This window comes from Alkaliphilus pronyensis (genome assembly GCF_009017275.1).
Lineage (GTDB): Bacteria > Bacillota > Clostridia > Peptostreptococcales > Natronincolaceae > Alkaliphilus_C > Alkaliphilus_C pronyensis.
Genome location: NZ_WBZC01000008.1, coordinates 25,754 through 38,941, shown reverse-complemented (window position 1 = coordinate 38,941; position 13,188 = coordinate 25,754). Strand labels below are relative to the sequence as shown.

General features: G+C 33.3%; 16 protein-coding genes. 13 read left to right on the top strand and 3 right to left on the bottom strand.

Going from position 1 to position 13,188, the window contains the following annotated elements:
- Nucleotides 1–38 precede the first annotated feature (38 nt).
- The 4 genes from F8154_RS02265 (at nucleotide 39) to F8154_RS02250 (ending at nucleotide 2,379) form a co-directional block, all read left to right on the top strand.
- On the top strand, nucleotides 39–1,058 hold the full coding sequence (locus F8154_RS02265; RefSeq protein WP_192930125.1) for a ThiF family adenylyltransferase: 1,020 nt from the start codon (nucleotides 39–41) through the stop codon (nucleotides 1,056–1,058).
- A 203-nt stretch (nucleotides 1,059–1,261) separates the two neighbouring features.
- The gene (locus F8154_RS02260; protein WP_151859971.1) at nucleotides 1,262–1,450 is read left to right on the top strand and encodes a hypothetical protein; all 189 of its coding nucleotides are present in this window, start codon (nucleotides 1,262–1,264) and stop codon (nucleotides 1,448–1,450) included.
- A 129-nt stretch (nucleotides 1,451–1,579) separates the two neighbouring features.
- Nucleotides 1,580–2,080, top strand: a complete 501-nt coding sequence (locus F8154_RS02255; protein WP_151859970.1) for a hypothetical protein — start codon at nucleotides 1,580–1,582, stop codon at nucleotides 2,078–2,080.
- 113 nt (nucleotides 2,081–2,193) lie between these two features.
- The gene (locus F8154_RS02250; protein ID WP_192930124.1) at nucleotides 2,194–2,379 is read left to right on the top strand and encodes a sigma factor G inhibitor Gin; all 186 of its coding nucleotides are present in this window, start codon (nucleotides 2,194–2,196) and stop codon (nucleotides 2,377–2,379) included.
- A 9-nt stretch (nucleotides 2,380–2,388) separates the two neighbouring features.
- On the opposite strand, the gene F8154_RS14985 is transcribed toward F8154_RS02250, so the two are convergent.
- Nucleotides 2,389–2,562 (bottom strand): hypothetical protein, encoded by a 174-nt coding sequence (locus tag F8154_RS14985; RefSeq protein WP_192930123.1) that lies wholly within the window; start codon nucleotides 2,560–2,562, stop codon nucleotides 2,389–2,391.
- A gap of 306 nt (nucleotides 2,563–2,868) precedes the next feature.
- On the opposite strand from F8154_RS14985, the gene F8154_RS02245 reads away from it, so the two are divergent.
- The 8 genes from F8154_RS02245 (at nucleotide 2,869) to rsmI (ending at nucleotide 9,720) form a co-directional block, all read left to right on the top strand.
- Nucleotides 2,869–4,326 (top strand): aminotransferase class I/II-fold pyridoxal phosphate-dependent enzyme, encoded by a 1,458-nt coding sequence (locus F8154_RS02245; RefSeq protein ID WP_151859968.1) that lies wholly within the window; start codon nucleotides 2,869–2,871, stop codon nucleotides 4,324–4,326.
- A gap of 19 nt (nucleotides 4,327–4,345) precedes the next feature.
- Complete coding sequence (tmk, locus tag F8154_RS02240) at nucleotides 4,346–5,014, top strand: dTMP kinase (RefSeq protein ID WP_151859967.1); 669 nt, start codon at nucleotides 4,346–4,348, stop codon at nucleotides 5,012–5,014.
- On the top strand, nucleotides 4,983–5,312 hold the full coding sequence (locus F8154_RS02235) for a cyclic-di-AMP receptor (protein WP_151859966.1): 330 nt from the start codon (nucleotides 4,983–4,985) through the stop codon (nucleotides 5,310–5,312). Before tmk ends, F8154_RS02235 begins: the two co-directional genes overlap by 32 nt.
- Before the next feature lie 17 nt (nucleotides 5,313–5,329).
- A complete protein-coding gene (gene holB / locus F8154_RS02230) occupies nucleotides 5,330–6,313 on the top strand; it encodes a DNA polymerase III subunit delta' (RefSeq protein WP_151859965.1) in 984 nt (327 codons plus the stop codon).
- Entirely contained in the window at nucleotides 6,307–7,194 is an 888-nt protein-coding gene (locus F8154_RS02225; protein WP_151859964.1) for a PSP1 domain-containing protein, read from the top strand. Before holB ends, F8154_RS02225 begins: the two co-directional genes overlap by 7 nt.
- 111 nt (nucleotides 7,195–7,305) lie before the next feature.
- Nucleotides 7,306–7,962 carry a peroxiredoxin family protein gene (locus F8154_RS02220; protein ID WP_151859963.1) on the top strand — a complete coding sequence of 219 codons (657 nt, stop codon included), beginning with the start codon at nucleotides 7,306–7,308 and terminating at the stop codon, nucleotides 7,960–7,962.
- Nucleotides 7,963–8,105: 143 nt separating this feature from the next.
- Nucleotides 8,106–8,876, top strand: a complete 771-nt coding sequence (locus tag F8154_RS02215; RefSeq protein ID WP_151859962.1) for a tRNA1(Val) (adenine(37)-N6)-methyltransferase — start codon at nucleotides 8,106–8,108, stop codon at nucleotides 8,874–8,876.
- Nucleotides 8,866–9,720: a 16S rRNA (cytidine(1402)-2'-O)-methyltransferase gene (gene rsmI, locus F8154_RS02210; RefSeq protein ID WP_151859961.1), complete on the top strand. Its 855-nt coding sequence runs from the start codon at nucleotides 8,866–8,868 to the stop codon at nucleotides 9,718–9,720. Before F8154_RS02215 ends, rsmI begins: the two co-directional genes overlap by 11 nt.
- Nucleotides 9,721–9,754: 34 nt before the next feature.
- Here the strand turns inward: rsmI and F8154_RS02205 are convergent, their stop codons facing one another.
- Nucleotides 9,755–9,991: an AbrB/MazE/SpoVT family DNA-binding domain-containing protein gene (locus F8154_RS02205; protein WP_151859960.1), complete on the bottom strand. Its 237-nt coding sequence runs from the start codon at nucleotides 9,989–9,991 to the stop codon at nucleotides 9,755–9,757.
- A gap of 273 nt (nucleotides 9,992–10,264) precedes the next feature.
- On the opposite strand from F8154_RS02205, the gene F8154_RS02200 reads away from it, so the two are divergent.
- Entirely contained in the window at nucleotides 10,265–11,686 is a 1,422-nt protein-coding gene (locus F8154_RS02200; protein ID WP_151859959.1) for a CCA tRNA nucleotidyltransferase, read from the top strand.
- Nucleotides 11,687–11,714: 28 nt separating this feature from the next.
- Here the strand turns inward: F8154_RS02200 and F8154_RS02195 are convergent, their stop codons facing one another.
- A complete protein-coding gene (locus F8154_RS02195; RefSeq protein ID WP_151859958.1) occupies nucleotides 11,715–13,145 on the bottom strand; it encodes a nicotinate phosphoribosyltransferase in 1,431 nt (476 codons plus the stop codon).
- Between the last annotated feature and the right edge of the window lie 43 nt (nucleotides 13,146–13,188).

Below are 13,188 nucleotides of genomic sequence, written 5' to 3'. Positions count from 1 at the left end.
ATACGAATGGAGCTTAAAATTATATTGGAGTGATTACTTTGGAAGAAAGATATATTAAGCAAATTAACTTCAACGGTATAGGTAAGGCAGGACAGGAAAAGCTAAATATGGGAAGAGTATTAATTATTGGATGTGGGGCTCTAGGAACAGTTGTAGCCAATAGTCTTGCTAGAACAGGAGTAGGGTTTATAAGAATTGTAGATAGAGACTATGTTGAAGTAAGTAATCTCCATAGACAAATTCTATTTGATGAACTAGACGCAGAAAAAAGCGTACCAAAGGTAGAGGCAGCCAAAGCAAAGCTTAAAAAAGTCAACAGCTTAATAGAAGTAGAAGCCATAATTAAGGATGTAAACAGTATTACCATTGAAAAAATGGTGGAAAACATCCACATTATAATAGATTGTACGGATAACTTTAAAACAAGGTTTTTGATTAATGATATTTCATTTAAAAGTAAAATTCCATGGATATATGGGGGTGCCATTGGCAGCACTGGTGTAGTAAAGAGCTTTATACCTGGGAAAACTGGATGTTTTCGCTGTATGCTAGAGGCTCCCCCACCTGCAGGCACATTTCCAACCTGTGACACAGCAGGCGTTATAAATACAACAACTGGAATGGTGGGAATGCTACAAGCAAATGAGGCCATTAAATATTTAGCTGGAAAAGAAAATGAAATGGACAACAAAATGGTATACTTTGATCTATGGGAAAACACCTTTGAAAGGATAGAACTAAGAGAGAAAAAAGCGTGTAAATGCTGTAAAAGTAATATGTATCAATATTTAGATGATAAAGAACCGCAAGTGCTACATATGTGTGGAAATAACAGCCTTCAGGTTGATCCCCACGGTGGGAAGGGCAAGATTTCACTTAAGGAACTCCATAAGCGATTAAGCAGTGCTGGAATTATGGTGAAGCTAACACCCTTTTTACTGAACATTGAGGTGGAGGGATATGAGATAAAGGTTTTTGATGATGGTAGAGCTATAATTAAGAATGCCTCAACTACAGAGGAGGCAATGGGAGTTTACTCAAGATATATAGGCTACTAAAAATTCCCTAATTTCGTTATTTTTATACGATTTTCAGCTTTTAACTGCTACAAATGTAATAGGTTGTAAAATTTTCTTCATCCTTCCCTATAAAAAAGGAAGGATTTTTTATTTTTTCGACGAATTTTATTATTATGTGACTTAAATATAACAGTACATGTTAACAAAAAACAACATATTGTTTTGTAGAGGAGGCTAATAAAATGTTTAATTATATAATTTCAATACTGTTTTTAGTAATACTAATTATACCAATTGGCTATTTTATGTTAATCCTCTATGGCTTAACAATTGAAGAAGTAAGACTAAGTCACCTTCCTAAAAAAGAGCAAAATAACCATGAGCCTATAAAGGAAGTATCAATAAAACAACGTCTAAAGCTTGTTAAATAGCCCTATAAAAATGGCTATTTTTTTTATTAAGAACTATCTTGAAACATAATCCTTTTAGTGATATTATTGGTTAGTAATTTAAGATTACTTAGGGCTAATTAAGTCTTATCCCATAAGGAGGTATAGAAAATGCCAAATTTAATTCGCTGTACAGCTAGTGAACCTCAACCTCCATTATGGAGATTGATTCTATATATTGTGGGTATTGTTCTATCTATAAACTTTCTTGTGGAATTAACCAATTTATTACCTAAAAATTTGGCTGCGATAGCAAGTATTCTAATACTTATATTAACAGCTGCCCTATGCTCATACATTATAAACCGAAAGCTGGCTAAGTACACATATATATTAATTGAAAATGACCTTGTTTTTAATAAGCAGCTAGGGAGAAGAGAAAATAGAGTTTTAGATGTAAAAATATATGATATAGACTGGATTAAGCCAATACAAGAGGCAAGGGAAAAGGTAAAATACAAAAAAACCTATTGGTTAACCTGTAAGTTCACGGGATCAGACATTTACGTAGGAAGATTTATGCGAAACAACCAGATATACAGATTTGTTTTTCAACCAAATGAGTCACTAAGAAAAGAGCTATATAAACAAATAAAACAAAATAAAAAATAACACCCTTTAAATCCACCAAATATTTTAATAACATTGTACGAGATATAGGAATAAACTAATATAAATAGGTAAATAATAATAGGTAAAGCATATGTAGAAACGGAGCTGGTGGTGTGAAGGAAGAAAAGCTTCAATGTTTTATTTGTAATCATCAGGATAGTAGTGGAATAGCCCTATTAAATGCATTTATATGTAACCGATGTGAAAGAAAAATTGCAAATACAAACCCAAATCATATCAAATACAATTTATTTAAAGAAAAAATAAAATTACTATGGGCAAAGGGACTACAGCTGTAGTCCCTTCAACTATTTATTATGGTTAATTTTTAATAAATCCCTAAAGCTATCCTTATTAATTTTACTTCTTTCGCTTTTAACCTTATCAATAGAAATACCTAACATTTGTGAAATTTCTGTATCGCTCTTTTGATCTCCATAGGTTTTAAGCAAATCTTTTAAGGTTTTAACTTGTTTATTCAAATAAAACACCTTCCTAACATTAAAGGGATTTTAAAAAATAAAAAGAATCTAATAATAGTATTACAAATACAAAAATTTTTATCCCTATAATTAGTAAAATTTTACTTGTATATAAAGCTATTAATTATTAAAGTAACTTAGTTCAGATGGTATTTTACTCTACTCGAACTTTAGTTCCACTTACTTTATAGCTTGGCGGCACTTATCTCCTTATCTCCAGCTAAAGAAGTAGCAGTGCTATATATTTACTTAAATAAATAACAATTATGAGTTGGGAAAAATTCAAATAATATATGGAGGAAAAGTATGGAACACATGCCTATTATAGATCAGCTTTTAAAGCTAAAAAATCAAAAGCTTATATCCTTTCACGTACCCGGTCATAAAAATGCTGCAGTTTACGATAAATATAATTATAAAGGCTTTAAAGATATTATTTTAAATCTTGATATAACAGAGATCCCAGGAGGTGATAATCTTTTTAAGGCCACTGGCTGCATAATGGAGGCCCAGAAGAAAGCTGCCGAGGTATTCAAAAGTGAAGAGACCTTTTTTCTTGTAAATGGAAGCACAGCTGGTATATATAGTATGATAATGGCGGCAACCCAGCCAGGAGATAAAATATTAGTTAATAGAAACTGCCATCAATCGGTTATTAATAGTATTTTTTTAGGTGATTTAGAGCCTGTATATGTATATCCTGAAACCGATATTCAGCAGGGAATTGCCTTGGGAATATCTCCAACCACTGTTGAAATGCTGCTTAGGGCAAACAGCGATATTAAGGCGGTGGTGATAACATATCCTACATATGAAGGAATTGCCTGTGATTTAAAAAAAATATCAGATATAGTACATAAATATGATAAAATACTACTAGTAGATGAGGCCCACGGTGCCCATCTGGGACTAAGTAATCAATTACCCAATACTGCTTTAGAATGTGGAGCCGATGCTGTGGTCCAAAGCACACATAAAACTCTTCCCGCCCTTACACAAAGTTCAATGCTTCATATACAGGGTAATCGTATAGATAGAGACAAATTAAGGTTTATGTTAAGATTACATCAGAGTAGTAGTCCCTCCTATTTATTAATGGCCTCCTTAGATTTTACTGTAATGATATACAAAACTAAGGGGAAGCAATTAATGGAGGAGCTTTTATGTAATATTTATCAACTAAGGAAAAAGCTACAGAAGCTACAAGGACTAAATGTGTTGGGGCAAGAAGCAGTAGGAAGCAATTTTGTTAAAGGAATAGATCCTACAAAGCTTTGGATTAGCTTACATAGGGAATATAGTATTAGCGGATATAAAATAGAGGAGAAGCTGAGGCATAATTACAATATTCAAATGGAGCTTTCTAACCTTTATGGCACATTGGCTATTTCAAGCATAGGAAATAAAGAGGAGGATTTTAACCAGCTATATAAGGGTATACATAAAATAACAGAAGAATTAACGAGAAAAGAAGCAAAAGGTCAAACTAAATTTTTTCAATTTAACTCAAAGATAGTTTATAACCCTAAAGAGGCCTATTATAGAAAGAAAACTACGCTACCTATAGAGCAAAGCGAAGGCTATATAAGTGGAGAATATGTAATACCTTTTCCCCCAGGCATACCAATATTAATACCAGGTGAGGCTATTAGTAAGGAAATTATAGATAATATAAGGGACTTAAGTAATCAGGGCATTGAAATATTAGGATTAAACCATAGTAGCTGTGAATATATTGATGTTATAGATGATAAGAAGTACTAACAAATGACGAGGTGACAATATGAGTATAAAAGGAAAATTTATCACTATAGAGGGTATGGATGGAGCAGGTAAATCAACACAAATACAGTTTATGAAGAGGTATTTAGAAGATAAAGGCTATAAAGTATTGATAACAAGAGAGCCCGGAGGAACCATTATAGGTGAAAAAACAAGAGCTGTTATACTAGACAATAAGCATAAAGAGATGGACTCTAGAACCGAAGCCCTTTTATATGCTGCCTCCCGTGCACAGCATGTCTCACAGATAATAATACCCGCCCTACAACGAGGAGAGGTGGTGCTATGTGACAGATATGTTGATTCCAGTATGGTATATCAAGGTAAGGGAAGAGATTTAGGATACAAGCCTATTAAGATGATTAATGATTTTGCAACCCAGGGTCTTGAGCCAGATTTAACAGTTTTACTGGATATTGATCCAACCCTTAGCCTACAAAGAATTATAGCTAGAGGAGAAGGAGATAGGCTAGAGGGAGAAAAAATACAATTTCATGTAGCTGTACATAACGCATACATGGACTTGGCAAAAATGTATCCTAATCGAATTAAAGTTGTAAATGCAAATGGTAAAATAGAAGACATTCGTATAGAGGTAGAGAAATTACTAAAAAATATTTTTAAGGGGGAAAGTATATATGAAGCTACTAATAGCTATTGTTCACGATGATGATGTTCATGCTTTACTTGAAGAGCTTACTGCTAAGGAGTTTAGAGTAACTAAGCTTGCTACAACAGGTGGATTTCTGAGATCAGGTAATACTACTCTCTTAATAGGGGTAGAAGATAGTAAAGTTGATGAACTAATTGATATAATAAAAGAAAACTGCGAAGCAAGAGAACAGATAACTACCCCTCCAGCACCAGTCTCTGGTACTGCAGGAGTATTTATACCTTATCCAATAGAAATAACAGTTGGAGGAGCAACTATTTTTGTAGTAGATATTGAAAAATATATTAAGCTTTAGAATAGGAGGCTATATCTATGGCCTTTAAAGGAATTGTAGGTCAAGAGAGAATACTAAGCTATTTATCAGAAGCACTATTAAAAAATGAAACTCCCCATGCATATCTTTTCGAAGGAGCAGATGGACTCGGTAAAAAAGCAGTAGCTCAGCAGCTGGCCATGGGCTTAATCTGTACAAGCAAAATAAAACCATGCCTTAAATGTAATAGCTGTCTTAAGGTAGTTAGTGGGAATCATTCAGAAGTAAAGCTTATAGAAAGTGAAGGCAGTATAAAAATTGAAACTATAAGATACCTTCAAAAAGAAATTCAATTGAAGCCCTATGAGGGTAAAAAAAAGGTTTTTATAATTAACCAAGCTGAAAAAATGACACAACAAGCACAAAACGCCTTGCTTAAAACTTTAGAGGAGCCCCCATCCTACGCCACTATAATTCTTATAGTAAATATATCTAGCAGCCTCTTGCCTACTATTGTATCAAGGTGTCAGGTGATAAAATTCAGACCAATTGAGATTCAAAAAATCCAAGATTACCTAATACATAATAAGGGCTTGAGCTATGAAGAAAGCAAAGTGATAGCTTTGTTTTCTAAAGGAATTATAGGAAATGCCTTAAAAATTTTGGAGGACGAGTCATTTCAAGAAAAAAGACAGCTGTTAGTTGATATTACAAAGGAGCTACTAAGAGGAAAGACCCTATTAGCATTAGAAAATGGAAGCTTGCTAACCTCACAAAAAAATAATATACAGGAATTCCTAGACCTGCTTGCTAGCTGGTACCGTGATATAATGATTTATAAAGAAACTAAGGAATATCATTTTATCATGAACTATGATAAAATAGAAGAAATTAACCATCAGGCTAGTCAAGTAAATTTAAATAAATTAAAAGATATAATTTATATAATTGAGGACACAAAAACTAAGCTAAAAAGCAATGTTAATTTTCAGCTTAATATGGAGGTTATGTTGCTAAAAATGCAGGAGGTAATATCATGGTAACAGTAGTTGGAGTTCGGTTTAAAAAAGCCGGTAAAATATATTATTTTGATCCAGAAGAAACAGGTGCACAAAAATCCAATTATGTAATAGTTGAGACTGCAAGAGGCATTGAATTTGGAGAGGTGGTTGTAGGACAAAAGCAGGTTTCTGAATATGAGATAGTGGCACCCTTAAAGAAGGTTTTAAGAGTTGTAACAGAAGAAGATAAAATAAGACATAATTCAAATAAAGAAAAGGAAAAGGATGCCTTTGAAGCTTGTTTAGAAAAAATTAAGGATCATCAGTTGGAAATGAAGCTAATTGATGTAGAGTATACCTTTGATAATAATAAAATTATTTTTTATTTTACAGCAGATGGACGTGTTGATTTTAGAGAGCTAGTTAAGGATTTGGCAGCTATTTTCAAAACAAGAATAGAGCTTAGACAAATAGGTGTAAGGGATGAGGCTAAAATGATAGGTGGTATAGGTCCATGTGGTAAGTCTTTATGCTGCTCCACATGGTTAGGAGATTTTGAGCCTGTATCAATAAAAATGGCAAAGGATCAAAGCTTATCATTAAATCCATCTAAGATATCTGGAATATGTGGCCGTTTGTTTTGCTGTTTAAAATACGAGCATAACCTGTATCAAGAAATTGTAGATAAGCTACCAGGGTTAGGCTCCCTTGTGGAAACTGCTGATGGTGAGGGAATAGTTGTAGATACTAACGTATTACTTGAGCAAATAAAGGTTAAAATTAAAAACCAGCAGGATCAATCAGAGGAAATAAAAATATATAACTTTAATCAGGTAACAAAAATAAAGGATGATTCCGAGGGACAGCAGGAAGAAGACTTAGATGAAGAGACGGTGAAGGAGCTAAAGCTTTTAGAGGAATAAAAAAAAGACTTTTATAAGCTTTAGAGGGTATATACCCATATAGGAAATGACAAGCATTGTAGTGAGATCGATGCATTATAACTGGCTTACAATAAAAGAGGTGTTTTGTATATGAGAAGGGGACAAGCTTTAATAGCTATAATAGTGCTTATTGTATTGCTAATTTTAGGTGGTTGCAAAAAAGAAGCAGTTGAACCTCAAGATACACAGGTTACACCAAATGAAAATACAGATATTAAAGAGAAGGAAGCTAAAACAGAAGAAAACAAAGAGGCTACAGGTGAAGATGGTATAGCTGATGAAAAAAATCAAGAAAGCATTTTAGGTGTTCACATCGGAAATAAGGCCCCAAGCTTTGAGCTGGAAAACTATTTGGGTGAGATAGTAGCCTTAGAAGACTATAAGGGAAAGCCTGTTATAGTTACTTTTTGGGTAAGCTGGAGCCAAGAAGCATTAGAGCAATTGCATGTTCTAGAAAATGTATCTATTTTGCTAGGAGAAGATGCTGCCTTTATCGGTATTCATGTAGAATCCTTTGACACCTTAACTAAGGATGAAGCAATTGAATTAATTAATGATAACCAATACACCTATGAAATGGTTTTTGATGGCGAGGCAAAGGTACATCAAGAATACTATGTAGGTATATATCCTACAACCTATATAATTGACCCTATAGGTAAAATTGCAAAATCCTATACTACTTTGGTTGAAGAAGACCAAATACTAGAGGATCTAGAGCATATCTTATCCCAGCTATTACAATAGATTAGTAGTGTTTTGAGAAAGTCTTCAGAATAATAACTAAAATGAGTCTCCTAGGGCTCATTTTTTAAGTTCCTTTAAATATGCATAATTATAATTGTTAAAAATGGTATAATTAATAATGAATAAACATTTAGGAGTAAAATATGGATAAACTATTAAAGAAAAATGAAAGAATTGATGACTTACACATAAAGGACTTAAAAATAATACAAAACTCAAAGGGCTTTTGCTTTGGGATTGATGCAGTTTTATTAACCAGCTTTGTTGAACTGAGAAACAAGTCTAAAGTAGTCGACTTAGGTACAGGTACTGGTATAATACCAATTTTACTGGCAGGTAAAAGCACAAATAGTATTATAACTGGTATTGAGCTTCAGCAAGAGGTGGCTGATATGGCACTTAGGAGTGTAGCGTTAAATGGGCTTGAAAATAGAGTCAAAATCTTAAATATAGATTTAAAAAAGGCAACAGACTATATTCCAGTAAATGAATTTGACGTGGTAACAGCTAATCCACCCTATATGCATAATAAGGGTTTAATAAATCTGGAGGATAAAAAGGCAATTTCAAGGCATGAGATAATGTGCACACTGGAAGATGTTATTAAAACAGCATCAAAGCTATTAAAGCACCATGGAAGATTTTTTATGGTTCATCGCCCACAACGACTGGTAGATATAATGGTTTTGTGTAGAAGGTACAAGCTAGAACCCAAAAGGCTGCAATTTGTCCAACCCTCCAGTGGTAAAAGACCAAATCTGTTAATGATAGATTGTAAAAAGGCAGCACAGCCAGAGCTTAAGATTTTAGATCCAGTGGTTGTATATAATGGGCAGGGGGAATATACAGACCAATTGCTAGAGCTATACAATAAAAAAAGCCTAGAGAAAAGAGGCGATTTAAATGAAGGGTAAGCTGTTTATATGTCCTACTCCAATAGGAAATTTAGAAGATATTACAGTTAAGGTACTCAGAATTATGAAGGAGGTTGATATAATTGCAGCTGAAGATACCAGACATACTATAAAGCTTTTAAATCATTATGGTATTGATAAGCCATTAACCAGCTACCACCAACATAATAAACATAAAAAAGGACATCAACTTATTCAAAAAATAAAAGAAGGAAGTAAAATTGCATTAGTTTCTGATGCAGGTATGCCTGGCATATCGGACCCAGGTGCAGATATTATAAAACAGTGTATAGATGAAGGTTTGGATCTGGAGGTTTTACCAGGTGCCACAGCCTCTATTTTAGCCCTTGTTGCATCTGGCTTAGATACATCAAAATTTGTTTTTGAGGGCTTTTTACATAGAGAAAAAAACAAGAGAAAAGAAAGACTTTTAGAAATAAAATATGATGAACGTACTCAAATTTTTTATGAAGCACCCCATAGGGTAATTGCCACACTAAAGGATATGTATGAAATTTTAGGAAATAGAAGGGCAGTCATATGTCGGGAGCTAACTAAAAGGTATGAAGAATATAGAAGAGGTACACTTAAGGAGCTTATTGATATATATATAGAAAACCCACCAAAGGGAGAAATAGTTGTTGTTTGCGAAGGTGCAACTGAAGAGGCTAAAGCCTTAAAGAATCATGATTTAGAAGAAACAAATAATGTGAGTATTAAAGAGCATATACTGAAGGTTATGGAAAAGGGTCTAAATAAGAAGCAAGCTATCAAGGAGGTTGCTAAGGTTAGGGGTATACCTAAACGTGAAGCTTACCAAGAAGCTATTGATATAGAAAAATAAGCAAAATTAAAGAGCCCGTAGGCTCTTTAATTAATTACTTCATTTCACTTCTGCACTCAGCGCAAACATTTCTGTTCTTAAATACAACTACATGTCTAGCATTGCCACAGAAAATACAAGCAGGCTCGTACTTCTTTAGAATAATAATTTCACCATCTACATAGATTTCTAAAGCATCCTTTTCTGCAATGTTTAGTGTTCGCCTAAGCTCGATAGGTAAAACCACTCTTCCTAGCTCATCTACTTTTCTTACAATACCTGTTGATTTCAAAAAAACTCCTCCCTTTTTTAAATATTAATTTATAACAATTAGTTACAAAATAAAACAAAATTCGACAAAGTTACCCATATAAAAATAGTACCATATATTCCATATTAAGTCAAATAAAAATTTAATAAAAATAAAAATATTTTTTATTTATAATATGTTTTTAGCAACAAATAATAATTAGATATAGTCTTTATTAGTAAATTTTGTTACTATAATAATTATATATCCAAAATATATATAAATAATTACTATTTATAATTGGAGGAAATAAAAATGAATTCTTTAATAAACTCCATTATTAATACTTCAAGACTACTAAACTTAGATGTTTACCTCGTTGGAGGAGGAGTTCGAGACATAATAATAAATAGAAGTATTACAGATTTAGATTTTGTTATTAATAATGATCCGAGACTTTTTGTTGAAAAGCTTATTTCAACAATAGGTGGAAGCTTTACTAAATTATATCATGAAAATAAAACCTTTAGAATTAATTCCCCATTAGGCTATGTACTAGATTTTAGTAGTATGAGGGGCAATTCTATAGAAGAAGACCTCTCCCATAGGGATTTTACAATAAATGCTATGGCATATAATCTTAAACATGGGTGGCCAATACAAATAAATAAAATTATTGATCCCTTTAATGGCAAGCAAGATATTGAAAGCAAAACTATAAAGCATGTATATAAAAATACATTTATAGATGCCCCTATAAGAATGCTTAGGGCTCCTCGGTTTATGGCACAACTAGAATATAATTTAGATAAAGCAACTGAACTTTTAATTAAGTCTAACTCTGCTGAGATAAAAAATGTCACTGGTGAACCCATTACTGATGAGCTATTTAAAGTTTTAAAGGAAAGTAAAAGTCATTATTATCTTAATTATATGGATAAAAATCTTATTTTGCTAAACAAGATTTTCCCAGATCTTGAGGAAATGAAAAAAATTGGCGAATGCAAGTATCATGTAGTGGATAGCTGGACCCATTCAATATATACAGTAAAGGTGATTGAAAGTGTCATATACGCAAAGGGATACTTTGAGGATCATATAAGAGAATCCTACGAAATCCATACAGCAGAAAAGCTGGCATCAAACCGCAGTAGATTAGAGCTAATTAAGCTAGGTGCTTTATTACATGATGTAGGAAAGCCATCTGCTAGAATAATTGATAGTAACGGTAGAATAAGGTTTAAGGGCCATGAAATAGCTGGTGCAGAAATAGTTAAACAATATGCTGATAGATTAAAGCTGAGTACAAAGGAAAAAAACATCTTATCTAAGTATGTATATCTTCACATGCTTCCTCTTGTAACATATACAACAAATGATGTAAGTGGTAAAGTACTTTATGAAATGTTTAATAAAATGGAAAATGAAACCCTAGATATACTTTTAATTGCCTTGGCGGATATCATTTCTACTCGTAAGCTACTAAATCCAGAGGAAGAAATGGCAATTTTCAAAGTTCATATACAATATATTGCAAATAATTATTTAACCAGATATAATCCCCTAGAAGATATAACTAGTATAATAACAGGACATGATATAATGGATACATTAAAATTATCAGAGGGAAGTAAAATCGGAGAGCTTTTAGAGGCTGTTAAAAAAGCTATTTATTTAGGACAAATATCCCCCACAAAAGATAATGCAATTAATTATATTAAAGGAAATATATTATAAGAAATGGGCCAACCTATAGCCCATTTTTTTAGTCTTCCCTATAACTGTTAACCATACTGTTTTTCAAATCCCATAGCTTTTTAGACAAATCAACCTTATATACTTGTGGTCTATTTAGACGTCTATATTGTGGCCATAAGCTAGATAGCTCCTTCTGGGCATAATTCCGTATTTCATCAACAGTTTTACGTCTATATTTTAAAGCACCATCAATAAACATTGGCACAAGCATTTCTTTAAGCCTATAGCTATAAAAGGTCTTTCTTTTCCAGGTATAGGTTGGATGAAATATGGTTAATGGCTTATCTTCATCTATAACCTCATCCTCCAACATAATTAAATCCGCCTCAGCATAACTGCTATCATTATATATACGGAGAACCTTTTTATAGCCTGGATTTGTAATTTTCTCAGGATTCTCCGAGATTTTTATTTTTGGTATAAGCTTACCATTAGCTTCAACAGCCGATAGCTTGTATACTCCCCCTAGGGCAGGACATCCACTAGAGGTAATTAAATTTGTTCCTACACCCCATCCATCAATTTCAGCCTGTTGCATCTTTAAGCTATAGATTGTATTTTCGTCAAGGTCACTAGAGGCAACTATCTTAACATTACCAAAGCCAGCTTCTCTTAATAAACCCCTTGCCTCCTGAGATAAGTAAGCTATATCACCAGAGTCAATTCTTATACCTATTGGCTCGTGTCCTGCTTCTCTTAATTCCTTAAAGACTTTAATTGCATTTGGAACTCCGCTTCTCAAGGTATCGTAGGTATCAACCAAAAGTAGACAGCTGTCTGGGTACACCCTTCCATAGGCACGAAAGGCTTCTAGCTCACTATCAAACTTCTGTATCCAGCTGTGGGCTTGGGTACCAGAAACTGGAATGCCAAACATTTTTCCTGCAAGCACATTAGATGTACCTGCACATCCACCTATATAGGCTGCACGGGCCCCATAAATTGCTGCATCAGGCCCTTGAGCTCGTCTCAAACCAAATTCAAAAACGGAATCACCCTTTGCCGCCTCACAAACACGAGCCGCTTTAGTAGCAATTAAAGATTGGAAATTTATTATATTAAGCATAGCAGTCTCTATTAGCTGTGCTTCTAAGCTAGTAGCCTTAACCCGCATAATTGGCTCGTGGGGAAACATAATACTACCTTCTTCTACACTGTAAATAGTTCCAGTGAATTTAAAATTCTTAAGTATATTTAAAAAATCGTCACTAAATAGCTTTAAGCCTCTTAAATACTCTAGGTCCTCTTCATCGAACTTAAGCTGTTGAATATAATCTATAACTTGCTCTATACCAGCTATAATAGTAAAGCTATTGTCACATGGATTTTTTCTAAAGAACATATCAAATACAACTTGATCCTTATGAATGTTATTTTCCAAATAGCCATTCATCATTGTTAATTGATATAAATCAGTTAGTAGTGTATGGTTTTTCATGCCCTTTTCCTTTCTTCGGTTATTGGTAGCATACCAAAATTTA

Bases quoted from the DNA above. Each gene is read 5' to 3' on its own strand.
- F8154_RS02260 (WP_151859971.1), top strand. From the start codon at position 1,262: ATGTTTAATTATATAATTTCAATACTGTTTTTAGTAATACTAATTATA.
- F8154_RS02255 (WP_151859970.1), top strand. From the start codon at position 1,580: ATGCCAAATTTAATTCGCTGTACAGCTAGTGAACCTCAACCTCCATTA.
- F8154_RS02245 (WP_151859968.1), top strand. From the start codon at position 2,869: ATGGAACACATGCCTATTATAGATCAGCTTTTAAAGCTAAAAAATCAA.
- tmk (WP_151859967.1), top strand. From the start codon at position 4,346: ATGAGTATAAAAGGAAAATTTATCACTATAGAGGGTATGGATGGAGCA.
- F8154_RS02235 (WP_151859966.1), top strand. From the start codon at position 4,983: ATGAAGCTACTAATAGCTATTGTTCACGATGATGATGTTCATGCTTTA.
- holB (WP_151859965.1), top strand. From the start codon at position 5,330: ATGGCCTTTAAAGGAATTGTAGGTCAAGAGAGAATACTAAGCTATTTA.
- F8154_RS02225 (WP_151859964.1), top strand. From the start codon at position 6,307: ATGGTAACAGTAGTTGGAGTTCGGTTTAAAAAAGCCGGTAAAATATAT.
- F8154_RS02220 (WP_151859963.1), top strand. From the start codon at position 7,306: ATGAGAAGGGGACAAGCTTTAATAGCTATAATAGTGCTTATTGTATTG.
- F8154_RS02215 (WP_151859962.1), top strand. From the start codon at position 8,106: ATGGATAAACTATTAAAGAAAAATGAAAGAATTGATGACTTACACATA.
- rsmI (WP_151859961.1), top strand. From the start codon at position 8,866: ATGAAGGGTAAGCTGTTTATATGTCCTACTCCAATAGGAAATTTAGAA.
- F8154_RS02200 (WP_151859959.1), top strand. From the start codon at position 10,265: ATGAATTCTTTAATAAACTCCATTATTAATACTTCAAGACTACTAAAC.
- F8154_RS02195 (WP_151859958.1), bottom strand. From the start codon at position 13,145: ATGAAAAACCATACACTACTAACTGATTTATATCAATTAACAATGATG.